This window comes from Streptomyces sp. NPDC046860 (assembly GCF_040645115.1).
GTDB lineage: Bacteria > Actinomycetota > Actinomycetes > Streptomycetales > Streptomycetaceae > Streptomyces.
The window spans coordinates 600,464-624,007 of the sequence record NZ_JBEYXQ010000001.1; the positions used below are offsets into that span (position 1 = coordinate 600,464).

At 71.7% G+C, this 23,544-nt stretch carries 17 protein-coding genes; 12 read left to right on the forward strand and 5 right to left on the reverse strand.

Annotation, left to right across the window (positions count from 1 at the left end; genetic code table 11):
• Window positions 1-3: 3 nt before the first annotated feature.
• Entirely contained in the window at window positions 4-1,197 is a 1,194-nt protein-coding gene (locus ABZ898_RS02655) for a helix-turn-helix domain-containing protein (protein WP_361651972.1), read from the reverse strand.
• 165 nt (window positions 1,198-1,362) lie between these two features.
• Between ABZ898_RS02655 and ABZ898_RS02660 the strand changes: the two genes are divergently transcribed.
• The 7 genes from ABZ898_RS02660 to cimA all read left to right on the forward strand — a co-directional run bounded on the left by ABZ898_RS02660 (window position 1,363) and on the right by cimA (window position 9,613).
• Window positions 1,363-2,289 (forward strand): proline dehydrogenase family protein, encoded by a 927-nt coding sequence (locus tag ABZ898_RS02660; protein WP_361651974.1) that lies wholly within the window; start codon window positions 1,363-1,365, stop codon window positions 2,287-2,289.
• 39 nt (window positions 2,290-2,328) lie between these two features.
• Window positions 2,329-3,960 carry an L-glutamate gamma-semialdehyde dehydrogenase gene (gene pruA / locus ABZ898_RS02665; RefSeq protein WP_361651976.1) on the forward strand — a complete coding sequence of 544 codons (1,632 nt, stop codon included), beginning with the start codon at window positions 2,329-2,331 and terminating at the stop codon, window positions 3,958-3,960.
• A 103-nt stretch (window positions 3,961-4,063) separates the two neighbouring features.
• Window positions 4,064-4,747: a maleylpyruvate isomerase N-terminal domain-containing protein gene (locus ABZ898_RS02670; protein WP_361651978.1), complete on the forward strand. Its 684-nt coding sequence runs from the start codon at window positions 4,064-4,066 to the stop codon at window positions 4,745-4,747.
• A 261-nt stretch (window positions 4,748-5,008) separates the two neighbouring features.
• Window positions 5,009-5,140: a hypothetical protein gene (locus tag ABZ898_RS02675; RefSeq protein ID WP_279614272.1), complete on the forward strand. Its 132-nt coding sequence runs from the start codon at window positions 5,009-5,011 to the stop codon at window positions 5,138-5,140.
• Between the two features lie 85 nt (window positions 5,141-5,225).
• Window positions 5,226-6,269 (forward strand): 3-isopropylmalate dehydrogenase, encoded by a 1,044-nt coding sequence (locus ABZ898_RS02680; protein ID WP_361651980.1) that lies wholly within the window; start codon window positions 5,226-5,228, stop codon window positions 6,267-6,269.
• A gap of 286 nt (window positions 6,270-6,555) precedes the next feature.
• A complete protein-coding gene (locus ABZ898_RS02685) occupies window positions 6,556-7,644 on the forward strand; it encodes a branched-chain amino acid aminotransferase (RefSeq protein WP_361651982.1) in 1,089 nt (362 codons plus the stop codon).
• A 364-nt stretch (window positions 7,645-8,008) separates the two neighbouring features.
• Window positions 8,009-9,613, forward strand: coding sequence for a citramalate synthase (gene cimA / locus ABZ898_RS02690; RefSeq protein ID WP_361651984.1), 1,605 nt, complete (start codon window positions 8,009-8,011; stop codon window positions 9,611-9,613).
• Between the two features lie 18 nt (window positions 9,614-9,631).
• Here cimA and ABZ898_RS02695 read toward each other — a convergent pair whose 3' ends face one another.
• Both ABZ898_RS02695 and ABZ898_RS02700 read right to left on the reverse strand, forming a co-directional pair.
• Window positions 9,632-10,255, reverse strand: coding sequence for a GPP34 family phosphoprotein (locus ABZ898_RS02695; protein ID WP_361651986.1), 624 nt, complete (start codon window positions 10,253-10,255; stop codon window positions 9,632-9,634).
• A 70-nt stretch (window positions 10,256-10,325) separates the two neighbouring features.
• Window positions 10,326-12,194, reverse strand: coding sequence for a ricin-type beta-trefoil lectin domain protein (locus tag ABZ898_RS02700; protein WP_361651988.1), 1,869 nt, complete (start codon window positions 12,192-12,194; stop codon window positions 10,326-10,328).
• Window positions 12,195-12,459: 265 nt separating this feature from the next.
• Between ABZ898_RS02700 and ABZ898_RS02705 the strand changes: the two genes are divergently transcribed.
• Both ABZ898_RS02705 and ABZ898_RS02710 read left to right on the forward strand, forming a co-directional pair.
• The gene (locus ABZ898_RS02705; RefSeq protein ID WP_361651990.1) at window positions 12,460-15,474 is read left to right on the forward strand and encodes a glycoside hydrolase family 3 N-terminal domain-containing protein; all 3,015 of its coding nucleotides are present in this window, start codon (window positions 12,460-12,462) and stop codon (window positions 15,472-15,474) included.
• A 59-nt stretch (window positions 15,475-15,533) separates the two neighbouring features.
• Window positions 15,534-16,910 carry a hypothetical protein gene (locus ABZ898_RS02710; RefSeq protein WP_361651992.1) on the forward strand — a complete coding sequence of 459 codons (1,377 nt, stop codon included), beginning with the start codon at window positions 15,534-15,536 and terminating at the stop codon, window positions 16,908-16,910.
• 95 nt (window positions 16,911-17,005) lie between these two features.
• Here the strand turns inward: ABZ898_RS02710 and ABZ898_RS02715 are convergent, their stop codons facing one another.
• Window positions 17,006-17,620: a YceI family protein gene (locus tag ABZ898_RS02715; RefSeq protein WP_361651994.1), complete on the reverse strand. Its 615-nt coding sequence runs from the start codon at window positions 17,618-17,620 to the stop codon at window positions 17,006-17,008.
• 224 nt (window positions 17,621-17,844) lie between these two features.
• On the opposite strand from ABZ898_RS02715, the gene ABZ898_RS02720 reads away from it, so the two are divergent.
• The 3 genes from ABZ898_RS02720 (at window position 17,845) to ABZ898_RS02730 (ending at window position 20,419) form a co-directional block, all read left to right on the forward strand.
• Window positions 17,845-18,342: a hypothetical protein gene (locus ABZ898_RS02720; RefSeq protein ID WP_361651996.1), complete on the forward strand. Its 498-nt coding sequence runs from the start codon at window positions 17,845-17,847 to the stop codon at window positions 18,340-18,342.
• Window positions 18,343-18,620: 278 nt separating this feature from the next.
• Window positions 18,621-20,204, forward strand: a complete 1,584-nt coding sequence (locus tag ABZ898_RS02725; protein ID WP_361651998.1) for an acyl-CoA carboxylase subunit beta — start codon at window positions 18,621-18,623, stop codon at window positions 20,202-20,204.
• Between the two features lie 23 nt (window positions 20,205-20,227).
• Window positions 20,228-20,419, forward strand: a complete 192-nt coding sequence (locus tag ABZ898_RS02730) for an acyl-CoA carboxylase subunit epsilon (RefSeq protein WP_361652282.1) — start codon at window positions 20,228-20,230, stop codon at window positions 20,417-20,419.
• A gap of 57 nt (window positions 20,420-20,476) precedes the next feature.
• Here the strand turns inward: ABZ898_RS02730 and ABZ898_RS02735 are convergent, their stop codons facing one another.
• A complete protein-coding gene (locus ABZ898_RS02735) occupies window positions 20,477-23,503 on the reverse strand; it encodes an NACHT domain-containing protein (protein WP_361652000.1) in 3,027 nt (1,008 codons plus the stop codon).
• Window positions 23,504-23,544: the final 41 nt, after the last annotated feature.

The window sequence follows — 23,544 nt, forward strand, 5'->3', positions numbered from 1 at the left end:
CCCTCAGCCCAGCCGCGCCCGCTTCAGGGCCATGTGCAGCAGCAGGCGGTCCTCGCCGTCGTCCAGGTCCAGGCCGGTCAGGCGTTCCACGCGGCCCAGGCGGTAGTAGAGCGTCTGGCGGTGGATGCCCAGTTCGGCCGCCGCGCGGCCGGCCTGGCCCGCGCAGTCGAGGTAGACCTCGGCGGTGCGGGCCAGCTCCTGGTGGGCGGGGGAGAGCAGGGGTGCCGCCACCGGGTCCTGGACCGCCCTCGGCGGCAGCGCGGACAGCAGCCGGTACGGTCCGATGCCCCGCCACTCGGCCACCGGCGCGAACCTCGGCTCGGCCAGCGCGGCCCGTGCCGCCGCCGACGCCTCCTGCCACACCGTGCCCAACTCGGCCAGCCCCGCCCGGGGTTCGCCGACCCCCACCCCGACGACGGCCCCCTCCGCCTCCTTCACCAGCCGGGCCGCCGTCACCAGCGCCGGGGCGGTCACCTCCGTACTGCGCAGCCGCACCAGCACCGCGAGGCTCTGCGCCGTCGCGCCCCACGGCACCGTGCACAGCGCGGTGGCGTGCGGGACGGTGCGCACCGAGGGGGCGTCGTCGGGGTCGGCGGAGAACCAGGGGGCGACGCAGACCACGGTGTGCGGGCCGTCCGCGCGCGGCCCCAGCGCGGTGCGCAGGTCGGTGACGGCCATGTCCCGCTGCCAGCCGTCCTCCGCCGTGAGCACCGCCCGCAGCTCCCGGCCGAGCCCCGCCCCGGCCCGCGCCTCGTCGGCGAGCAGTGCGCCGATCCGTCCCGTCACCGGCATGGCGGCCGCCAGCTGGGCGTCGCTCGGTCCGGGATCGTCGTCCAGCAGCCAGACGTAGCCGAGGACGACACCCCGATGGCGTACCGGCAGGCAGATCCGGCCCCGGTAGACGCCCGCCTCGGGGGTCGGCGGGATGCGGACCGGCTCGGTGGCGCGGGTGATGCCGAAGCCCTCGAACCACGCCCGCACCGCCGCCGTCGAGCGCCGGGTCAGGATCGAGCGGGCGCGCACCGGGTCCAGCGCGGTCGGATCGAGCTCGCCCTCGCTGTCGTACGCGCCGAACGCGATCAGCTCGAAGTCCCGGTTCTCCAGGGTCGCGGGTGCGCCCAGCAGCTCCGAGATCTCGTCCACCAGCTCCTGGTAGTCATCTCTGTAATCGGCCGCCACCCGGGCATTCTGCCGCATTTCCGAGCCGTCTTCATACATCTGTCTGAGAACCGGTGATCGGATGCGTGACGTCTGTCGATGGCTCACCATCGAAGAGATCCCTAGGTTTCACGGTGGTTCTCCGTGCCGTCCCCGAATCGTCGGGTCCCGGCCGTTTCGGTGCTTTTGTTGTGGAGGTGCCCCGTGCTGGGTCCCGTGATTCTCGCCGCCTCGCGCAGCGACCGGATGCGTCGTCTGATCTCGGCCGCCCCGGTGACCAAGCAGGTCGTCGACCGGTTCATCCCCGGTGAGAACGTGGACGACGTCGTCCCGATCATCGCGGAGCTGACCGCCAAGGGCCTGGAGCTGACGATGGACGTCGTCGGCGAGGACATCACCACCCCGGAGCAGTCCTACGCCGCCCGCGACGCCTACCTCGCGCTCATCAGCCACCTCAAGGACCTCGACCTGGGCGAGCGGGTCGAGATGTCGGTGAAGCTCTCCATGTTCGGCCAGGCGCTGGAGGGCGGCCACGAGCTGGCCCTCGCCAACGTCCGCCCGGTCGTCGAGGCCGCCGCCGCCATCGGCACCACGGTCACGCTGGACGCCGAGGACCACACCACCCTCGACTCGATGTTCGCCATCCACGAGGAGCTGCGGAAGGACTTCCCGCAGACCGGCTGTGTCATCCAGGCGTACCTCTTCCGCACCGAGGCCGACGCCCGACGCCTGGCCGACTCCGGCAGCCGCGTCCGCCTGGTCAAGGGCGCCTACAAGGAGCCCGCCGAGGTCGCCTACCAGCAGAAGCACGAGATCGACAAGGCGTACGTGCGCGTCCTGAAGACGCTGATGGAGGGCGAGGGGTACCCGATGGTCGGGTCCCACGACCCCCGCCTCATCTCCATCGCCCAGGAACTCGCCCACCGCGCCGGCCGTAAGCTCGACGAGTACGAGTTCCAGATGCTCTACGGCATCCGGGGCGAGGAGCACCTCCGGCTGGCCGCCGAGGGCCACCGCATGCGCGTCTACACCGCCTACGGCACCGACTGGTACGGCTACTTCATGCGCCGCCTCGCCGAGAAGCCGGCGAACCTCCAGTTCTTCGTCCGCAGCATGATCACCAAGGGCTGAGCCCGAACACCCGCTCAACGTAAAGGAGTTACGGTTCTCATGGACGCTGTGACCCAGGTCCCCACCCCCGTCAACGAGCCGGTGCACGGCTACGCCCCCGGCACCCCCGAGCGCGCCCGGCTGGAGGCCAAGCTCAAGGAGCTGGCCGAGAACCCGGTCGACCTGCCGATGACCATCGGCGGCGAGAAGCGGATGGGCGGCGGCGAGACCTTCCAGGTGGTCCAGCCGCACAATCACAAGGCCGTGCTCGGCACCCTGCGCAACGCCACCCGCGAGGACGCCCAGGAGGCCATCGACGCAGCCCTGGCCGCCGCCCCGGCCTGGCGCGCGATGTCGTTCGACGACCGCGCCGCGATCATCCTGCGCGCCGCCGAGCTGCTCTCCGGCCCCTGGCGCGAGACCATCGCCGCCTCCACCATGCTGGGCCAGTCCAAGACCGCCCAGCAGGCCGAGATCGACAGCCCCTGCGAGCTCGTCGACTTCTGGCGCTTCAACGTGCACTACGCCCGCCAGATCCTGGCCGAGCAGCCCCCGGCCAACTCCCCGGGCGTGTGGAACCGCATGGACCACCGCCCGCTGGAGGGCTTCGTCTACGCGATCACGCCGTTCAACTTCTCGGCCATCGCCGCCAACCTGCCCACCGCGCCCGCCCTCATGGGCAACGTGGTGGTCTGGAAGCCGTCCCCGACCCAGACCCACGCCGCCGTGCTGCTGATGAAGCTGCTGGAGGAGGCCGGGCTGCCCAAGGGCGTCATCAACCTGGTCACCGGCGACGGCATCGCCGTATCCGAGGTCGCCCTGGAGCACCGCGACCTCGCGGGCATCCACTTCACCGGCTCGACCAAGACCTTCCAGTACCTGTGGAAGACGGTCGGCAACAACATCGAGAAGTACCGCGCCTACCCGCGCCTGGTCGGCGAGACCGGCGGCAAGGACTTCGTGGTCGCGCACCCCTCCGCCGACCGCGCCGTGCTCAAGACCGCGCTGACCCGCGGCTCCTTCGAGTACCAGGGCCAGAAGTGCTCGGCCACCTCGCGCGCCTACGTCCCGGCCTCCATCTGGAACTCCGGTTTCAAGGAGGAGTTCGCGGCCGAGATCGACGGCATCACCATGGGTGACGTCACCGACCTGTCGAACTTCATCGGCGCGGTCATCGACGAGCGCTCCTTCGCCAAGAACAAGGCCGCGATCGACCGCGCCGCCGAGGACCCCACCTGCACCATCGTCGCGGGCGGCTCCTACGACGACTCGGTGGGCTACTTCGTCCGCCCGACCGTCATCGAGTGCTCCGACCCCGACAACGAGGTCTTCCGCACCGAGTACTTCGGCCCGATCCTCGCCGTGCACGTCTACGAGGACGACCGTTACGACGAGATGCTGACCCAGATGGAGTCGGTCTCGGACTACGCGCTCACCGGCTCGGTCATCTCGGGCGACCGCGCGGCGGCCGCGTACACGATGGAGAAGCTCCGCTACGCGGCGGGCAACTTCTACATCAACGACAAGTCCACCGGCGCCGTCGTCGGCCAGCAGCCCTTCGGCGGCGGCCGCGCCTCCGGCACCGACGACAAGGCCGGCGCCCCGCAGAACCTGATGCGCTGGACCCTGACCCGCGCCATCAAGGAGACGCTGGTCCCGCCGACCGAGTACGGCTACCCGCACATGGGCTGACCCCCCGACGGGCCGTGACGGCCCCCATGATCCGGCCCGGCGAACCTGCCCTGAACAGGCTCGCCGGGCCGCCGTGCGTCCGGGCCGCTGCTAGCGTGCGCCCATGGACGGCGCGGACGGCATGGGCGGCACCGACGGCTTCTCCCTCTCCTGGTCGGCCCTGCGGGCGGCGGTGGCGGGCCTCGCCGACGAGGACTTCGCACGGCCCTCCGGATGCGCCGGCTGGCTCGTACGGGACCTGGTGTGCCACCTCGTCATCGACGCCCAGGACGTCCTGATCACCCTCGCCACCCCGGCCGCCACCGCACCGACCCGCGACGCGGCGACGTACTGGACCGTCACCCACACCCCGCCCACCGGCGAGGACCCCCTGGACGCCCTGACCGTCCGGCTGGCTGCGGCCTACGAGGACCCCGCCCTGCTGCGGTTCCACCTGGACGACGTGGGCGCCGCCGCCGGACGCGCGGCGCGCCTCGCGGACCCGGCCGCGCGGGTCGGCACCCAGGGCGAGGTCCTCACCGCCGGGGACTACCTCTCCGCGTACGTCCTGGAGTGGACCCTCCACCACCTGGACCTGATCGCCCACCTGCCGGACGCCCCGCCCCCGCCCCCGGAACCGCTGGCCGAGGCCCGCGCCCTCCTGGAGCGCGGCACCGGCGAGCCCTTCCCCGCCGCCCTGTCCGACACGGACGTCCTGCTCCTCGCCACCGGCCGCCGCCTCCCGACCCCCGGGGAGCGGAGCGCCCTCGGCGCCCTGGCCGCCCGCCTGCCGTTCGTCTTCGGCTGAGCACCGGCGGCGCCCCGGCCGGAAAACCGCAGGTGAGGCGACTCGCCGTCTCAGATAGTAGGAAGTCCGAGTAATCGTGCAGACAGGCGCGGCCCGTTCCCTTAGCTTGGGATGAGCCGAACGAATCGCTCCATCCAGCGAATGGCGGTCGTGAGCCGCGCCCCGCGCAGGCAACCCCTGCGGCGTGCGCTCTCCGCCCCTTCCGGCGTCTCACAGCTCATCGCTGCCGTGCAACCACTCTGTCGAAGGAGTCGATTTCCCATGGCCGAGACGACCGTCCGCCGCCGCGTCCGCCACACCTCCCGCTCCGACGAGACCGACCGCGCCAAGGCGGCGGCCGCGCTCCAGCGCGCCCTCGACCGCCGGGACAACGGCGGCGAGACCGGGCACTGAGCCGCGTCGCCCGCCCGGGACCGTCCGTTGTCCGCATCGCGGACGGTCCGTGTCATCCCGTGGGACGCGGAGTAGGGTGCCGGACATGTCTCGCAGCATCGATCTCGCAGTGATCCCCGGTGACGGCATCGGCCAGGAGGTCGTGGCCGAGGGGCTCAAGGTCCTCTCCGCCGTCCTGCCCCAGGACGTGAAGCTGGAGACCAGGGAGTACGACTTCGGCGCCCGGCGCTACCACGCCACCGGTGACACCCTCACCGACGCCGACCTCGAAGCCCTGGGGGCCCACGACGCCATCCTGCTCGGCGCCATCGGCGACCCGTCGGTACCCTCCGGCGTCCTGGAGCGCGGCTTCCTGCTCAAGCTCCGCTTCGCCTTCGACCACCATGTGAACCTGCGCCCCTCCAAGCTGCTCCCCGGTGTGGCCACCCCGCTCGCCGGCCAGCCGGAGATCGACTTCGTCGTGGTCCGCGAGGGCACCGAGGGCCCCTACACGGGCAACGGCGGCACCATCCGCACCGGCACCGAGCACGAGGTCGCCACCGAGGTCTCGGTGAACACCGCCTTCGGCGTCGAGCGTGTCGTCCGGGACGCCTTCGCCCGCGCCCAGGCCCGCCCGCGCAAGAAGATCACCCTGGTCCACAAGAACAACGTGCTCACCTTCGCCGGGCACCTGTGGACCAACATCTTCAACAAGGTGGCCGAGGAGTACCCCGAGGTCACCACCGAGTACATCCACGTCGACGCGGCCACCATCTACCTGGTGACCGACCCCGGGCGCTTCGACGTCATCGTCACCGACAACCTCTTCGGCGACATCATCACCGACCTCGCCGCGGCCGTCTCCGGCGGCATCGGCGTCGCCGCCTCGGGCAACATCAACCCGACGCGCGCGTACCCCTCGATGTTCGAGCCGGTCCACGGCTCCGCCCCGGACATCGCCGGACAGGGCAAGGCCGACCCCACCGCCACGGTCCTCTCCGTCGCCCTGCTGCTGCGCCACCTCGGTTACGAGGCGGAGGCCGACCGCGTGGACGCGGCCGTCGTCGCCGACCTCACCGTGCGCGGCGGGCTAGCGCCGCGCACCACCGCCGAGATCGGCGACGCGCTCGTAGGCCGGGTCACCGGCTGACCCGTAAGGCCCCCAGGGGCCGCCGGGTCGCCTCAGGCGCCCGGCGGCCCTTTGCTGTGCCCGCGCCGGGTGCCACCATCAACCCCTGGGTCGTATTCACCCCGATTCCTTCCGGCGCACCCGCCGCGCGATAATCGAACGCGGAGCCGCGAAATGAGGGAATGCCCGGACGGCGTGAGCGCGGCCCGCCACCACCGGAGCCGCGCTGTGCCGGGGGTGACCTGAGGTGCCGGCCGTACACGCCGGTGCCGCCCGTCCCACGCCAGGAAGAGAAGGACTGCCGCCCATGACGACGCCCACGATCGAGCTCAAGCCCTCCGCCCACCCGCTCGCCGCCGCGGAGCGCGAGGCGATCCTGACCAGCCCCGGCTTCGGCCGCCGCTTCACCGACCACATGGTGACGATCAAGTGGACCGAGGGCCGCGGCTGGCACGACGGCCAGCTCGTCCCGTACGCGCCGATCCCGCTCGACCCGGCCACCAACGTCCTGCACTACGCGCAGGAGATCTTCGAGGGCCTGAAGGCGTACCGCCAGCCCGACGGCACGGTCGCCACCTTCCGGCCCGAGCAGAACGCCCTGCGCTTCCAGCGCTCCGCGCACCGCCTGGGCATGCCCGAGCTGCCGGTCGAGACCTTCATCGAGGCGTGCGACGCGCTGATCGCCCAGGACATCGACTGGGTTCCCGCGCACGGCGGCGAGGACTCCCTCTACCTGCGCCCCTTCATGATCGGCACCGAGGTCGGCCTGGGCGTCAAGCCCTCCAACGAGTACCTCTTCCTCGTCATCGCCTCCCCGGCCGGCGCCTACTTCCAGGGCGGCGTGAAGCCGGTCTCGATCTGGGTCTCCGAGGACCGCGTCCGCGCCGTCCCCGGCGGCATGGGCGACGCCAAGACCGGCGGCAACTACGCGGCCTCCCTGCTCGCCCAGGCCGAGGCCGCCACCAAGGGCTGCGACCAGGTCTGCTACCTCGACGCCGTCGAGCACCGGTGGGTCGAGGAACTGGGCGGCATGAACCTGTGCTTCGTCTACGGGAACAAGATCGTCACCCCCACCCTCACCGGCTCCATCCTGGAGGGCGTCACCCGTGACTCCCTGCTGGCCGTCGCCCGCGACCTCGGCTACGAGGCCGAGGAGGGCCGGATCTCGGTCGACCAGTGGCAGCGCGACACCGAGAACGGCACCCTCACCGAGGTCTTCGCCTGCGGCACCGCCGCCGTGATCACCCCGGTCGGCACCGTCAAGCGGGCCGGCGCCGAGTGGAAGCAGAGCGGCGGCGAGCCCGGCGAGGTCACCCTCCGTCTGCGCCAGGCCCTGCTGGACATCCAGCGCGGCACGACCGGGGACCAGCACGGCTGGATGCACCGCATCGGCTAGTCACCCCCCTCGTGGGACCGCCCCGGAGGCTCCGGGGCGGTCCCCCAGGCCGTCGACGGACAGCGCGGCCCGCATCGTGAGACACCCCGTGGGACGGTGGGCGATCTGTGCCAGACTGCCCCCGTGCTCTCGCTCACCATGATTATGGGCAGCAGGCGCGCCGGTCCGCAGTGACCACCTCGCACGACCAGATGCGGGTGGCACCGTCGTCCTCGACCCGCGCGCAGACCTCTCGCACCCGCGAGGGGTTTTTTCGTTTTCCGGCCCAACCGCAGCCGGAGGCGGAGCGCGAGGGACCATGGGGGGAACGGTGGAGCCGGTCATTTCCGGTAAGACCGACATTCACAACAGGAGCCTTCAGACCATGACCGCAACCAGCGAGCTCGACGATTCGTTCCACGTCTTCGACACCACGCTGCGCGACGGCGCGCAGCGCGAGGGCATCAACCTCACCGTCGCGGACAAGCTGGCCATCGCACGTCACCTGGACGACTTCGGCGTCGGCTTCATCGAGGGCGGCTGGCCCGGCGCCAACCCGCGCGACACCGAGTTCTTCGCCCGCGCCCGCGAGGAGCTGAAGCTGAAGCACGCCTCGCTCGTCGCCTTCGGCGCCACCCGCCGCCCCGGCGCCAAAGCCGCCGACGACCCGCAGGTCAGAGCGCTGCTGGAGTCCGGCGCCCCCGTCATCACCCTCGTCGCCAAGGCCCACGACCGGCACGTGGAACTGGCGCTGCGCACCACGCTCGACGAGAACCTGGAGATGATCCGGGACACCGTCGCCCACCTGCGTGCCGAGGGCCGCCGCGTCTTCGTCGACTGCGAGCACTTCTTCGACGGCTACCGCGCCAACCCCGCCTACGCCAAGGCCGTCGTGCGCGCCGCCGCCGAGGCCGGCGCCGACGTAGTCGTCCTGTGCGACACCAACGGCGGCATGCTCCCGGCGCAGATCAGCGCCGTCGTCGGCACCGTCCTCGCCGACACCGGCGCCCGGCTCGGCATCCACGCCCAGGACGACACCGGCTGCGCCGTCGCCAACACCCTGGCCGCCGTCGACGCGGGCGCCACCCACGTGCAGTGCACGGCCAACGGCTACGGCGAGCGCGTCGGCAACGCCAACCTCTTCCCGGTGGTCGCCGCGCTGGAGCTGAAGTACGGCAGGAAGGTCCTCCCCGACGGACACCTCCGCGAGACCACCCGGATCTCGCACGCCATCGCCGAGGTCGTCAACCTCACGCCCTCCACCCACCAGCCCTACGTGGGTGTCTCCGCCTTCGCCCACAAGGCCGGCCTGCACGCCTCCGCGATCAAGGTCGACCCGGACCTGTACCAGCACATCGACCCCGAGCGGGTCGGCAACACCATGCGGATGCTCGTCTCCGACATGGCGGGCCGCGCCTCCATCGAGCTGAAGGGCCGGGAGCTGGGCGTCGACCTCGGCGGCGACCGCGCCCTGATCGGCCGGGTCGTCGAGCGCGTCAAGGAACGCGAGCTGAAGGGCTACACCTACGAGGCCGCCGACGCCTCCTTCGAGCTGCTGCTGCGCGCCGAGGCGCAGGGGGCGCCGCTGAAGTACTTCGAGGTGGAGTCCTGGCGGGCCATCGTGGAGGACCGCCCCGACGGCAGCCACGCCAACGAGGCCACGGTGAAGCTGTGGGCCAAGGGGGAGCGGATCGTCGCCACCGCAGAGGGCAACGGCCCGGTCAACGCCCTCGACCAGGCGCTCAGGGTGGCACTGGAGAAGATCTACCCGCAGCTCGCCAAGCTGGAACTGGTGGACTACAAGGTCCGCATCCTGGAAGGCGCCTCCGGCACCCGCTCCACCACCCGCGTGCTGATCTCCACCAGCGACGGCACGGGGGAGTGGTCCACGGTCGGCGTCGCGGAGAACGTCATCGCCGCCTCCTGGCAGGCCCTGGAGGACGCCTGCACCTACGGGCTGCTGCGGGCGGGCGTCGAACCCGCCGAGTAGCGGGCGGGGCGGGGCGGGTCAGGGGGCGCGCCAGACGTTGTCGAAGGCGTCCTCCTCGATCCGCCGCCGCTGCCGTACCCCCTCCAGCTCGGTCAGCGCCTCGCCGAGCGCGGCGAGGGCGACCGCCACCCGGTCGTCCTCGGCGCCCTCGACGGGGCCGCCGTGCTCCGGGCCCCGGTGCTCCGGGTCCTCGATGCCGAGGGCGGCGGCGAGGCCCACGAGGACCGGCTCGTGCCGGGCCCACCGCCCGGCCGCGTGCCGCCGGGCCTCGGAGTCGATCCGGTCCACCGAGCGGTCCGCGCGCCGGAAGAGCTGCCGCAGGCCGGAACCCGGCGGCTCCGCGTGCTCCAGCACGTCCCGGTAGGCGGCGGAGAGTCCGTCCCCCCGCCGCCACAGCCAGTCCTCGGCGCTCTCGTAGGGCTCGGCGCGCACCACCGCCCCCGCCGCCCTGTCCAGCATCGGGTCACCGGTGAGATGCCCGGAGACGGGGACGATCCGGTCGTCCCGCAGGGTGACCACCCCGGCGCCGAGCAGGTCGAGCAGTTCCGCCGCGGCCAGCGCCAGCGACAGATCGCCCTGCTCGACGGGCCGGTCGGCGGGCACGTCCAGCGCGACGAACAGCAGATCCTGCGGTGTGGTCATCTCGGGCTCCCCGGTCACGGTCGGTACGGCGCGGGTACCACCATCGCCCGCGCCGGAAACCCGGGGCCGGCTACCGCAGCGTCCACTTCTGGTTCGCCGCCCCCGTGCACGACCAGATCTGGGCCCGCGCCCCGTCGGCCGCGGAGTTGTCCGTGACGTCGAGGCACTTGTCCGCCGCGGTGTTCACCACGTCCCCGGTGGAGGCGTTGTACGACCACCGCTGGGCGCCGGTGCCGTTGCAGTCGTAGAGCTGGACCCTGGCGCCGTCCGCCGTCGACGCGGAGACCACGTCGAGGCACTTGCCGAGCGCCCTGACCGAGCCGTCCGCCGCGACCGTCCACTGCTGGGCGGTGCTGCCGTTGCAGCCGTAGAGCTGCACCGCGGTCCCGTTGGCGCTCGAACCGCCCGCCACGTCCAGGCACTTGCCCGCGAGCCCGGTGAAGGCGCCGGTGCGGGAGCTGTCGCCCGACTGGGTGCCGGACCAGGTGAAGGTGGCCGAGGTGCGGGCGGGCAGCGTGTACGTGGCGTGCTGCGAGCCCCAGTTGACGGTCAGCTGCCGGGCCGAGGAGCCCCCGTTGTACGCGATCAGCGCCTTGCTGCCGTCGGGGTTGCGCCAGGCCACGTTGGGCACCGTGCCCGAGGCCGTGGAGGCGATGCGCTGGGCGCCGGGGCGGACGAACTTCGTCAGGTGCCCCATGTCGTAGTACTCGACGGTGTAGTCCACGCTCCCGCTGCGGCCGTCCCCGTTGTGCACGGTGACCAGGCCGGTGCAGGTGCCGCAGCCGCCGTTGTGCGGGCCCATGTTCTGGTCCACCGCGAGGGACCACTTGGTCACCGACTTCGCCCAGTTGCGGGTGTAGTTGATGATGTCGGACATGTCCTCGCGCTGCTGGTCGCCGATCCAGGTGCCCCCGGAGTGCTCCGTGGCGAAGGCGTCCAGTGCCGGGTACTGGTTGTGCACGGACGTCTGCTTGCCGACGTCGCCGCCGTAGCCGTGCCAGGCGATGCCGCCGAAGTTGGGGTGGCTGCGCACGGCCGCGTCGCCGACGGTCTGCGCGGCGTAGGCGTCGTAGGTGTCCCAGTTCCAGTCGTGCGCCAGGACCTTGGTCGACAGCCCCGCCTGCTGGAGTCTGGGCAGCAGCTCGCTCTTGGTGAAGTAGGCCAGACCGCTCGCGTTCCAGCTCATCGACGGGTAGCCCGAGCAGCAGGTCGGCTCGTTCTGTGCGGTGACGTACGAGACGGGCACGCCCTGGTCGCGCCACCCCTGGAGGTACTTGACGAAGTACGAGGCGTAGGCGCCGTAGTCCTCCGCCTTCAGCCAGCCGCCGTTGAGGGACCCGCTGTCCTTCATCCACGCCGGGGCCGTCCACGGGGACGCCATCACCGTGAGGTTCGGGTTCAGCTGGCGGGCCTGCCTGGTGAGCGGGAGGACGTCCGCGAGGTCGCGGGCCAGGGAGAACTTCGCCAGTGAGGGGTCGGTCTGTCCGGCCGGCACGTCGTCGTAGGTGTAGCCGGTGCGGGCCAGGTCGGAGGCGCCCATCGGGTTGCGCAGGAAGGACAGGCCGATGCCGTCCGTGGGGGAGAACAGCTTGCGCATGGTGGCGTCGCGGGTCGCCTGGGACAGGGCGCCGCTGCTGTTCATCAGCCAGGCGGCGGTGTCGGTGAAGGAGGCCCCGCCGCCGGTGAAGGTCTGGTAGCGGGTGTTCTCGTCCACCGTGATGTTCTCGCCGCCGCCTCCGGTCCCGGCCGAGAAGGCGAACGGCGTCTGCGGCTCCAGGCCGCGTACGACATGCCGCCCGGCGGAGTCGTCGGTGGTGGTCAGCCAGGCCGTGACCGGCTCGCCCGCCGCGTGCGCGGCCGGGGTGGCGAGCGTGGTGATCCCGGCCGTCGTCAGCAGCGCGGCCAGCAGCAGCCGAGCGGGACGCAGGGGTCGTCTCATGGGGCGCCGCCCTTCGAAGAGGTGGGGGGGATGAGGGAACAGCGGCGTGCGAGCCGTGAGTAAATGACGGCTCCGGGGTCGCGTCAAGGGGTCTCGCATTCACAAGGCGAACGCTCGACACGCTTGCCCCGACGTTGAGTTGACGCAGTGTCATGTCAGGTGCGAAGGGTTGACGGGGCCGAGGGGGGCCCAGTTCACTCAAGCCGTGAGCTAAGTCATGAGTGAACGCTATGTCCTGAGTGCACCAAGAGCCGAGGGAAGGTCCATGCGAAGAACCGCCCTGCTCGTCTCCACCGCTCTGCTGACCGCGCTGCTCCCGCTGGCCGGAGGCGTCGCCACCGCCTCCGGCGCCGACCCGGCCCCCGTGCCGGTCGACCGCTTCGAGGGCGAGGTGCCCTTCGCCGCCCAGCCGGCCGAGGGCATCTTCACCTGGGGCGGCGACAGCGACGACCCGCCCGCCCTGGAGCTGACCGCCCGCGCCGACGCCCCCGAGGGCGCCAAGGTGCTCACCGGAAGCTACGACATCAGCGGCTACGGCGGCTTCACCCACGACTACGCCGCCGACGCCCCCGCCCACGACTGGTCCGCCCACCGGGGCGTCCGGCTGTGGTGGGAGGGACAGGGCAGCGGCAAGAAGATCACGTTCGAGATCAAGGACGGCGGCGCGCACGGCGAGGCGTCCGAGCTGTGGACGACCTCCTTCGCCGACGACTTCACCGGCTGGAAGCGGATCGAGCTGCCGTTCTCCGCGTTCACCTATCGCACGGACTACCAGCCGGTCGGCGGCATCGACCACGTCCTCGGCCTCACCCGGATGTGGGGCTACGCGGTCACCCTGCCGGCCGGCGTCAAGGGCCGTTTCGCCATGGACGGCGTCGAACTGTACGGCGCCGCCGACCCGGCGCTGCGCGCCTCCGTCACCACCGACACCGCCGTCCGCCCGGTGAAGGAGGGTGGCACGGCGAGCGTCCGCGTCACCCTCGCCACCACCGACGCGCAGCCGGTCACCTCCCCGGTGACCGTCGCCTACGCCACCGGCGAGGGCAGCGCCCGCCCCGGCAAGGACTACACCCCCGCCTCCGGCACCCTCACCTTCCCGGCCGGCACCCCCTCCGGGACCTCCCGGACCGTGCGGGTCACCACCCTGAAGGACCGCACCGCCGAGTCCGCCGAGACCGTCCCGCTGAAGCTCACCGTCACCGGCGCCAAGCCCCCGGCGGAGAACCCCCAGGTCGTCATCGACGCCCACGGACTGCCGTACCTGGACAGCGGGTTGCCGGTGCGCAAGCGCGTCGCCGACCTGCTCGGGCGGATGTCGCTCGCGGAGAAGGCCGGGCAGATGACCCAGGCCGAGCGCGGTGCCGTCTCCGACCAGAACGACATCGCCGCCTACGCCCTCGGCTCCCTGCTCTCCGGCGGCGGCTCCACGCCCACCCCGAACACCCCGGCCGCGTGGGCCAAGATGATCGACGGCTTCCAACTGCGCGCCCGGGCCACCCGGTTCCAGATCCCGCTGATCTACGGCGTCGACGCCGTCCACGGCCACAACAACCTCGCCGGTGCCACCGTCCTGCCGCACAACATCGGCATCGGCGCCACCCGCGACCCCGAACTCGCCCGGCGCATTGGGGCGGTGACCGCCGCCGAGGTCCGTGCCACCGGCATCCCCTGGGACTTCGCGCCCTGCCTGTGCGTCAGCCGTGACGAACGCTGGGGCCGCTCCTACGAGTCCTTCGGCGAGGACCCGGCACTGGTGGAGTCCATGGAGACCGTGATCCAGGGCCTCCAGGGCCGCGCCGACGGCCGCGACCTCATCCGCTCCGACAAGGTGCTCGCCACCGCCAAGCACTTCGTCGCCGACGGCGGCACCGCGTACGGCTCCTCCACCACCGGCACCTACACCGTCGACCAGGGCGTCTCCACCCTCACCCGGCAGCAGTTGGAGGCCGTCCACCTCGCGCCGTACCAGGACGCGGTGGACCGGGGTGTCGGCACCGTGATGCCCTCGTACTCCTCGCTCGACGTCATCGGCGACGGACGCGGCCCGGTCAAGATGCACGCCCGCGGCGACATGATCAACGGCGTGCTCAAGGGCCGCCTGGGCTTCGACGGCTTCGTCATCAGCGACTGGAACGCCATCGACCAGCTCCCCGGCGACTATGCCGCCCAGGTCCGCGCCTCCGTCAACGCCGGCCTGGACATGATGATGGTCCCCTACACCTACAAGGAGTTCACCGCGGCGCTGACCGCCGAGGTGAAGGCCGGCCGGATCAGTGAGCGGCGGATCGACGACGCCGTCTCCCGCGTCCTCACCCAGAAGTTCCGCCTCGGCCTCTTCGAGCACCCCTACGCCGACTCCTCGGGCGCCGCCGCCATCGGCTCCCCGGCCCACCGCGCCGTCGCCCGCGAGGCCGTCGCCAAGTCCCAGGTGCTGCTGAAGAACGACGGCGGCCTGCTGCCGCTGCGCAAGAGCCAGAAGGTGTACGTGGCCGGGTCCAACGCCGACGACATCGGCAACCAGACCGGCGGCTGGACCATCACCTGGCAGGGCTCCTCCGGGAACATCACCCAGGGCACGACCGTCCTGGCCGGCATCCGCGAGGCGGGCGGGAACGTCACCTGGTCCAAGGACGCCTCCGCGCCGACCGCCGGTCACGACGTGGGCGTGGTCGTCGTGGGGGAGACCCCCTACGCCGAAGGCGTCGGGGACGTGGGCAACGGCCACGAACTGACCCTGTCCGCCGCCGACCGGGCCGCCGTGGACAAGGTGTGCGACGCGATGAAGTGCGTGGTGCTCACCGTCTCCGGCCGTCCGCTGCTGATCGGCGACCGGCTCGGCAAGATCGACGCCCTGGTGGCGTCCTGGCTGCCCGGCACCGAGGGCGGCGGCGTGGCCGACGTGCTCTACGGCAGGCGGCCCTTCACCGGACAGCTCCCCGTCACCTGGCCGCGCGGCGAGGCCCAGTTGCCGATCAACGTCGGCGACAGCGCGTACGACCCGCAGTACCCCTACGGGTGGGGTCTGACCACACGGGCGGCGGACAGGAGCGGTGCGCTGAGCACCCTCGCCTCGGCGGCCGCGACCGCCGAGCGCCGGCACGACGACCGACGCGGTCGCGAACTGGTCGACCGGGCCCGGCTGATCGTCCAGCAGAAGACGGGCCAGCGGATCACGGCGGCGGTGGCGAAGCCCTTCGCCGAGGCCGACCACGCCTCGCTCACCGGCCGGTACGGACAGGCACTGGCGAAGCTGCTCCAGGCGTACCGCGCGGCACGCTGACCAGCAGATCAGATCCGCACATCTGACCGAACGGGGGAGGCTTCAGGTAGCGTCGAAGCATGAAGGCCGTGCTCTCGACCCGTGCCCGAAGCCTCCCCGCACTGATACTCGCGGCGCTGGCCATGGCCCTGGTGCCGCTCTTCGCTCTCGCACCGGCCGCCAGCGCCTACACCAGCGCCTCCACCATCGGCCAGGCCCTGCGCGAGAGCCCGGTCTATGTCGACCCCGCCGCCTCCGGGCAGCTCTCCCGCGCCGACGCCGACGCGCTCGCCAAGAAGATCGAGGACGCCGGCAAGCCGGTGTTCGTCGTGGTCCTGCCCGCCGGCCACCCCACCAGGACCGTCCTGCGCGACGTCCGGTCGGCCACCGGCATCACCGGCCTGTACGGCATCCGCGTCGGCGACCGCTTCGCCGCCGGCTCCGACCCCTCGGTCATCTCCGCCACCGCCCGCCAGAACCTGGTCTCCAGCGTTCAGGGCGAGGGCGCCAAGGCCCAGCTCACCGACTTCACCGACCGCGCGCTCGACACCGTGCGCGGCCGCGCCCCCTCCTCCTGGGATTCGGCCCAGGAGAGCGGCGGGGTCTCCACCACGGCGCTGATCGTCGCCGGGGCGGTCGTGGTCGCCGGCGGCGCCGGGGTCTACACCCTCAGCCGCCGCAACCGCCGCCGCCGGGAGGAGGAGCAGCAGGCTTCCCTGGAGCGGCTGCGGGTGGTCGTGGACGAGGACATCACCGCCTTCGGCGAGGAACTCGACCGCCTCGACTTCCGTCCCGGCGAGCCCGGGGCCGACGACGCGATGCGCACCGAGTACGAGAGCGCGCTGGACGCCTACGACACCGCCAAGCGCCGGATGGGCGAGGCCCGCAGGCCGGAGGACGTGCGCGGGGTCACCGAGGCGCTGGCCGACGGCCGGTTCTCCCTCGCCGTGCTCGCCGCCCGCCGGGAGAAGCGGCCGCTGCCCGAGCGGCGCCCGCCCTGCTTCTTCGACCCCCGGCACGGCCCCTCCGTCGGCGACGCCGCCTGGACCCCGTCCGGCGGCAGCACCCGCGAGGTGCCGGTGTGCGCGGCCGACGCCGCCCGGCTCGCCGACGGCCGCGAACCGGCGGCGCGCGAGGTGGAGACCGAGCACGGCCGCCGCCCCTACTGGGACGCCGGTCCCGCCTACGGCCCCTGGGCGGGCGGCTACTTCGGCGGCGGCCTGCTGCCCGGCCTGCTCGTCGGCACCCTGCTCGGCGGCATGATGGCCACCCCGTCCTACGCGGCCGACTACGGCGGCGGATACGGCGACTTCGGGGCCCAGGGCGGCTTCGAGGGCGGCGACCTGTCCGGCACCGACTTCGATCCCAGCGGGTTCAGCGACGGCTTCGGCGGCGGAGGTGACTTCGGCGGCGGAGACTTCGGCGGAGGCGGGGACTTCGGGGGCGGCGGCTTCTGAGGGCCCGCCCGGCGCCTCCGTACACGCGTGAGCGCCCCGTTCCTCCCGGTGAGGGACGGGGCGCTCACGCGTGGTGCGGCCGGACCGCCGTGAGCTCACGCGTTCTTGACGGCCGAGACGTCGAAGCTGAGCTTGATCTTGTCGGAGATCAGCACACCGCCGGTCTCCAGGGCCGCGTTCCAGGTCAGGCCCCACTCCGAGCGCAGCAGCTCCGCCTTGCCCTCGAAGCCGACGCGCTCGTTGCCGAACGGGTCCGTGGCCGCGCCGTTGAACTCCAGGTCGATGGTGATCTGCCGGGTCACGCCGAGGAGGGAGAGGTCACCGGTGATCCGGTAGTCCTCGCCGCCGAGGGACTCCGCCTTGGTGGAGCGGAAGGTCATCGTGGGGAACTCGTCCGTCTTGAAGAAGTCGGCGGACTTCAGGTGGGTGTCCCGGTCGGCGTTGCCGGTGTCGATGCTGTCCATCACGACGTCGAGCGTCGCGGTGGACCCGGCCGGGTCGTCGCCGTCCAGGTGCAGCGACCCGGTGAACTCCGTGAAGCCGCCCTTGACGTTGGTGACCATGGCGTGGCGCGCGGTGAAACCGATCGAGGTGTGCGCGGGGTCGATGGTGTAGTCACCGGTGAGCGCGGCCAGGCCGGTTCCGGCGGTCACGGTCGCGGTCGCGGCGGCGGCCTGGGGGGTGCTGTCCTTGCGGCTGAAGATGCCCATGGGGTGCTCCTCGCGGATTCGGTTTAACGTTCAACGAACTCGACACCCCGACGGTAGACCCATTCGGTTCGAGTTTCAACTTAATCCGGCGCGCAGTTCTCTCGTGACGCACGGTTACCGCGCACGCCCTCTGGCGGACGCGCGTAGAACTCGGGCACCATCTGTCTGCACCACCTGCACAGCCGCCCCACAGCAGCACGGCCAACCGCAGGAAGGGTCACTTCATGAAGGTCCGCTCCGTCCTGACCGCGCTCGCCCTCGTCGTCGCCCCGGGCGTCGCCGTGGTCGGCACCGCCTCCGACGCCTTCGCCGTCACGAAGATCAGCCACGCCACCGCCACCCAGATGTTCCGCGACGTCGGCCTGACCTGGTCGTCCTCCGGTAACTGCTCCAACCGCCAGAACTCCACCTGTACGTCGTTCGACCAGCTCAACCTCTCCACCGCCCAGGGCGCCCAGACCCTGAAGCGGGCCAGCGGCTGCGCGCTCAACATCACCGGCGGCACCGAGGTCGGCCACGCCTCCGGCACGTACTCGCACTACAACGGCTACAAGCTGGACTTCGGCAAGGTCTCCTGCATGACCTCGTACATCAAGAACAACTTCAGCTACATCGGGCTGCGCGGCGACGGCGCGCCGCAGTACCAGTCCGGGTCGGGCAACATCTACGCCGACGAGGGCAACCACTGGGACGTCCTGTACTACAACTGCGGCGGCTGCTGAGCCGGACCGCGCCGGACGGCGGAGGGTAGGGTTGCCGAGCACCCGCGTTCCGCCGTCCGGGTGCCCCCGTGTCACTCCGGGGATGGCATGTCCCACCCAGGAATCCGAGGGGCGGTGACACTGCTCACTTTGTGGCAGCCCTACAAAGGCGACGCCCTCTGAGCAGTCGGAACGCCTGCATCCCGCCCCGGTTCTGTTCGGTCGTACCAGGAAAACGCTCCGGAGACTGTACGGAGTCGACGGCCCGGTTTCCTGGAGGTCCTTCGTATGGTCACTACATGACCGTTTTGGAAGAGACGACGGGTGAGCCGACGGACGCGCGCGGGCGGGTCGCCGAGCTGCACGAGATCCGTGCGCAGGCCCTGGCGGGCCCGAGCGAGAAGGCGACCGAGGCGCAGCACGCCAAGGGCAAGCTGACGGCCCGGGAGCGCATCGAGCTGCTTCTCGACCCGGACTCCTTCCAGGAGGTCGAGCAGCTTCGCCGCCACCGCGCGACCGGCTTCGGCCTGGAGGCCAAGAAGCCGTACACCGACGGTGTCATCACCGGCTGGGGCACGGTGGAGGGCCGCACGGTCTTCGTCTACGCCCACGACTTCCGCATCTTCGGCGGCGCGCTGGGCGAGGCCCACGCCACCAAGATCCACAAGATCATGGACATGGCCATCGCGGCCGGTGCCCCGCTGGTCTCCCTGAACGACGGCGCCGGCGCCCGTATCCAGGAGGGCGTCTCCGCGCTCGCCGGCTACGGCGGCATCTTCCAGCGCAACACCAAGGCGTCCGGAGTCATCCCGCAGATCTCCGTGATGCTCGGCCCGTGCGCGGGCGGCGCGGCCTACAGCCCCGCCCTCACCGACTTCGTCTTCATGGTCCGCGAGACCTCGCAGATGTTCATCACCGGTCCCGACGTCGTCAAGGCGGTCACCGGCGAGGAGATCACGCAGAACGGCCTGGGCGGCGCCGACGTGCACGCCGAGACCTCCGGTGTCTCCCACTTCGCCTACGACGACGAGGAGACCTGCATCGCGGAGGTGCGCTACCTCCTGTCGATGCTCCCGCAGAACAACCGCGAGAACCCCCCGCGCGTGGAGTCCTCCGACCCCGCCGACCGCCGCGGCGACGTCCTGCTCGACCTGGTCCCGGCCGACGGCAACCGGCCCTACGACATGACCAAGGTCATCGAGGAGCTCGTCGACGACGGCGACTACCTCGAGGTCCACGAGCGCTGGGCCCGCAACATCCTCTGCGCCCTGGGCCGCCTCGACGGCCAGGTGGTCGGCATCATCGCCAACCAGCCCCAGGTGCTGGCCGGTGTGCTGGACATCGAGGCGAGCGAAAAGGCCGCGCGCTTCGTGCAGATGTGCGACGCCTTCAACATCCCGATCATCACGCTGCTCGACGTGCCGGGCTTCCTGCCCGGCGTCGACCAGGAGCACGGCGGGATCATCCGCCACGGCGCGAAGCTGCTGTACGCCTACTGCAACGCGACCGTGCCGCGGATCTCGCTCATCCTGCGCAAGGCGTACGGCGGCGCCTACATCGTCATGGACAGCCAGTCCATCGGCGCCGACCTCACCTACGCCTGGCCCACCAACGAGATCGCCGTGATGGGCGCCGAGGGCGCGGCCAACGTCATCTTCCGCCGCCAGATCGCCGACGCCGAGGACCCCGAGGCGATGCGGCAGAAGATGGTCAAGGAGTACAAGGCCGAGCTGATGCACCCGTACTACGCGGCGGAGCGCGGCCTGGTCGACGACGTGATCGACCCCGCCGAGACCCGCGAGGTGCTGATCAAGTCGCTGGCGATGCTGCAGTCCAAGCACGCCGACCTGCCCTCCCGCAAGCACGGCAACCCCCCGCAGTGACCGAGACTCCGGAGACCACCGCCATGAACAGTGCCGACATCCGCGTCGAGAAGGGCCACGCCGACCCCGAAGAGGTCGCCGCCATCACCGCGGTCCTCCTCGCCCGCGCCGCCGCCCGCCCCGAGGCCACCCCGACCCACCGCCCCCGCCCCCGCGCGGGCTGGCGCCGCCTGGAGCGCGAGGGCGGCTTCCGAGCCCCGCACAGCTGGCACTGAGCCTCGTTCCGACGGCCCCGTCACTCCCTTCGGGAGGGCGGGGCCGCGGCATGTCCATCAGGTGGTGGTCACCGCCACTCCGGGGAACTGGAGTGCTCCCGGATCGTCAGGGAGCCGGCATCCGCGCAGCGTCAGGTGTTTCACCCGTGGAGGGACGAAGCCCGGTGTGCGGGTCCATGCGGCGACATCGACTCTGCTGAGATAGAGGTGGGTGTCCTGGAGGCCGGAGAGCGCGGTCAGGCCCGCGGGCAGGCTGCCCTCGACTCCGTAGATGTACAGCTCCGGCAGCCCGCCCAGACGGGCGATGGGCGTCAGGTCGTGCTCCGACGTCACCGACGTCAGGGCGAGGTACTTGGCGCGGCGGCCCAGGCGGAGGTCGTCGATGCTCGAGATGTTCTGCAGGCTGAGCACGAGGTATTCCAGTTTCGACAGGCCGGCCAGCGCGCCCAGGTGACTCACCGATCGAGTCGGCCCCAAGCCCAGGAACCGAAGGCCGGAGTGCGCCTGGAGGTGCCTGAGGTCGGCCTCGCCGCTGACCGAGTTCACGTTGAGGTACGAGACTGGCGGGAGCTCGTCGAGAACTTCCAGTGAGGCCATGGGGGATTCGACGACAAGACCGTTCATGGAGCGAAGCTGACTCAACGGCCGCCACTGCCCCGCATGACTGATGGTGATGACGGTGCGGCCCAGCGGAAGGCGCGCCAGTACCCGGTCGGCATAGACGTCCGCATCGAAGTAGCGCCAGCTCTGGGCCAGCGCATCGACCACGGGATCACGAATGTCCGTCGTATATCCCGTCACCAGGTCGAGCGCCTCACGGCCACCGATCAGCGCGGCCGTTCGAACGGTCTGGACCGCGGAGTTCACCGTCAGCCCGGTCAGTGATGGCGGCAGCTTGCGCAGCAGACTCGTACCCACCGCGGCCAGGCCGGCCGGGTCCGTTCCCCGCCGGGGCGGCAGCAACGCGTCGACCGCCGTGTCCAGCCGCTCGGCCAGTGGCTCGGAAAGCTCCAGCACCGTCTCCTGACAGGACGCCGCCAGCAGGCGCAGCTTCCGGGCGTGCCGGGGTTCCGTGGCGGCGCGGTCCAGGATGCCGCCGAGCAGCTCCTCCCGTTGCGGCCGGTTCGCGTGGCCCGCCGCCATGATGATCGTCTCGCGCCACAGGTCCAGGTGGGCCCGCTCGACCAGGTTGCCGATGCGGTCCTCCTCCGCCGCCTCCTCCGCCGCCAGGTACTCCTGGAAGGTGCGGTGGACGAAGTCCAGACGGCCGATGGTCGGGGAGCGGAGGATGCCGGAGCGGTCGCGGAGGCTCTCCAGGACCGCTGTGCCGTCCTGGAGGGAGTCCAGGTGCCGCATGCCCGCCAGCTTGCGGCCGACGTGGACCGCGGCCTGCTCCAGGGAGATCTCGCTGCGGTTGTTGTCCGAGAGGCGCCACGCCAGGTCCCGCAGCAGGACCACCTTGTCGCCCAGGCTCAGCCCGCTGTCCACCGCGCTAGGCACGTTCCGGTCCGCGTCCCGCTCGTGGACCAGGGTGTGGAGGGCGTCGCGGTACAGCTCCATCCGGTCGCGGGGGAGCTGGCTGCCCCGGTTCAGGTGCATCGCGCACAGCATGGCCGCCAGCAGCGGAGTTCCCGCCAGGGACTGGAGATGCGGCCGGTCCTTCAGGCTGTTCAGCAGCGACTGCTCGTAGCGCGGGAGTTCCTCCACCGGGCACGGCAGCTCCTCGCCCAGCTCGCGCACCGCCTGATGCCACTGCCGGACGAACGCCGCCAGGTCGGGCGGGGTCATCCGGTCCAGGTGCAGCGCGGTGAACTTCTCCCGGCGCAGCCAGTCCGCACCGGCCGCCGCCGGACGCGAGGTCACCACCATCCGCACACCGGGATACGCGGCCAGCAGCTTGCGCAGCCACTCCCGTACGCCCCGCCGCTCGGCGTCCAGGAGTTCGTCCACCCCGTCGATCAGCAGCAGCGCCCGCCCGTCGGCCAGCTGGCGTTCCACCCACGCCTTCGGCATCACCCCGGTGATCTGCCCGGCCACCGAGTCCAGCATCGCCTCCGGCGCCGGCAGCGCCCGCCCGCTGTACTCCCGCAACTTCACGAAGACCGGCGTCAGCCCGTTCCAGTCGGCCAGCTCCCCGGTGAACGCGCCCCGCGCCGCCGTGACCGCCAGCCACCGCAGCAGCGTGGTCTTCCCGGACCCGGCCTCGCCCCGGAGCAGCACCCGCGAAGGCCCGCCCAGCGCGGCCTCCACCCGCATCCCGGGCCCTTCGCCGCCGGAGTTCTCCCAGTCGCTCATGTCGGGCCGCAGCAGGGGCAGCGCACGCCGCCCACCCTCGCGCCGGGCACGGACCTCGTCCCCCGTCGCCCGCAGGCTGACGTACGCCACCGAGAGCCGCACCTGCGCCCCTGCCCGGTCCGAGGTGCGCCGGAACAGCTCCACCTCGTCCAGGGTCGTGCTGAGCAGTTCCAGATACCGGCGCCGGAACTCGCCGTCCCGGTCCGTGCCCTCAGGGGCGAACAGCGACCGGTCGGGCAGCCGTTGCAGTACCCGCGCGATCTCCGCGCCCAACGACGTCGTACGCGCCAGCAGTTCGCTCAGCGCCCGCTCCTCGAAGACGGGCAGCCCCCGCACGATTCGTACGTAGTACTCGACGCACTCCGCGAACAGCACCTCGTACAGCCGGGTCTCCGCCTCGCCGAGGCCGACCGGCGGACGTGCCGCCCCCGTGAGCCGCCGCACGATCTCCGCGGGCCTCGCGTCCGCCGCCAGGATCGCCTCGTCGGAGAGGTCCGCCGCCGCGAAGGTGTCGCACACCGCGTCGATCACGGCCTGGCGGCTGTTCTCCTCCAGGCCGGGGAACTCGCGCTCCAGGAACGGGGCCAGCCGGTCGTAGACCGCGTCGGCCATCTCGTCGAACTGCCGCTCCACACCCCGCTGGAAGCGCAGCCCGGACACGCGCACCCGGATCAGTTCCGCCATGTCCATCCGGCGCTCCTGCTCGCGGCGCTTGCCCCCGAGCCACATCTGGGCGGCCGCCTTCGCCACGGTCGAACCCAGCCGCAGCGCCGCTGTCTCGCCCACCATCGCATCCCCCTCCGTGCCACGGAAGGACCAGTGTGGCAGCG

Excerpts from the sequence above, each read along its gene's own strand:
- ABZ898_RS02730 (WP_361652282.1), top strand. The coding sequence starts at position 20,228 with ATGAACAGTGCCGACATCCGCGTCGAGAAGGGCCACGCCGACCCCGAA.
- ABZ898_RS02700 (WP_361651988.1), bottom strand. The coding sequence starts at position 12,194 with ATGAGACGACCCCTGCGTCCCGCTCGGCTGCTGCTGGCCGCGCTGCTG.
- ABZ898_RS02670 (WP_361651978.1), top strand. The coding sequence starts at position 4,064 with ATGGACGGCGCGGACGGCATGGGCGGCACCGACGGCTTCTCCCTCTCC.
- ABZ898_RS02695 (WP_361651986.1), bottom strand. The coding sequence starts at position 10,255 with ATGACCACACCGCAGGATCTGCTGTTCGTCGCGCTGGACGTGCCCGCC.
- ABZ898_RS02735 (WP_361652000.1), bottom strand. The coding sequence starts at position 23,503 with ATGGTGGGCGAGACAGCGGCGCTGCGGCTGGGTTCGACCGTGGCGAAG.
- ABZ898_RS02680 (WP_361651980.1), top strand. The coding sequence starts at position 5,226 with ATGTCTCGCAGCATCGATCTCGCAGTGATCCCCGGTGACGGCATCGGC.
- ABZ898_RS02655 (WP_361651972.1), bottom strand. The coding sequence starts at position 1,197 with ATGCGGCAGAATGCCCGGGTGGCGGCCGATTACAGAGATGACTACCAG.
- pruA (WP_361651976.1), top strand. The coding sequence starts at position 2,329 with ATGGACGCTGTGACCCAGGTCCCCACCCCCGTCAACGAGCCGGTGCAC.
- ABZ898_RS02685 (WP_361651982.1), top strand. The coding sequence starts at position 6,556 with ATGACGACGCCCACGATCGAGCTCAAGCCCTCCGCCCACCCGCTCGCC.
- cimA (WP_361651984.1), top strand. The coding sequence starts at position 8,009 with ATGACCGCAACCAGCGAGCTCGACGATTCGTTCCACGTCTTCGACACC.
- ABZ898_RS02675 (WP_279614272.1), top strand. The coding sequence starts at position 5,009 with ATGGCCGAGACGACCGTCCGCCGCCGCGTCCGCCACACCTCCCGCTCC.
- ABZ898_RS02710 (WP_361651992.1), top strand. The coding sequence starts at position 15,534 with ATGAAGGCCGTGCTCTCGACCCGTGCCCGAAGCCTCCCCGCACTGATA.
- ABZ898_RS02725 (WP_361651998.1), top strand. The coding sequence starts at position 18,621 with ATGACCGTTTTGGAAGAGACGACGGGTGAGCCGACGGACGCGCGCGGG.
- ABZ898_RS02715 (WP_361651994.1), bottom strand. The coding sequence starts at position 17,620 with ATGGGCATCTTCAGCCGCAAGGACAGCACCCCCCAGGCCGCCGCCGCG.
- ABZ898_RS02705 (WP_361651990.1), top strand. The coding sequence starts at position 12,460 with ATGCGAAGAACCGCCCTGCTCGTCTCCACCGCTCTGCTGACCGCGCTG.
- ABZ898_RS02720 (WP_361651996.1), top strand. The coding sequence starts at position 17,845 with ATGAAGGTCCGCTCCGTCCTGACCGCGCTCGCCCTCGTCGTCGCCCCG.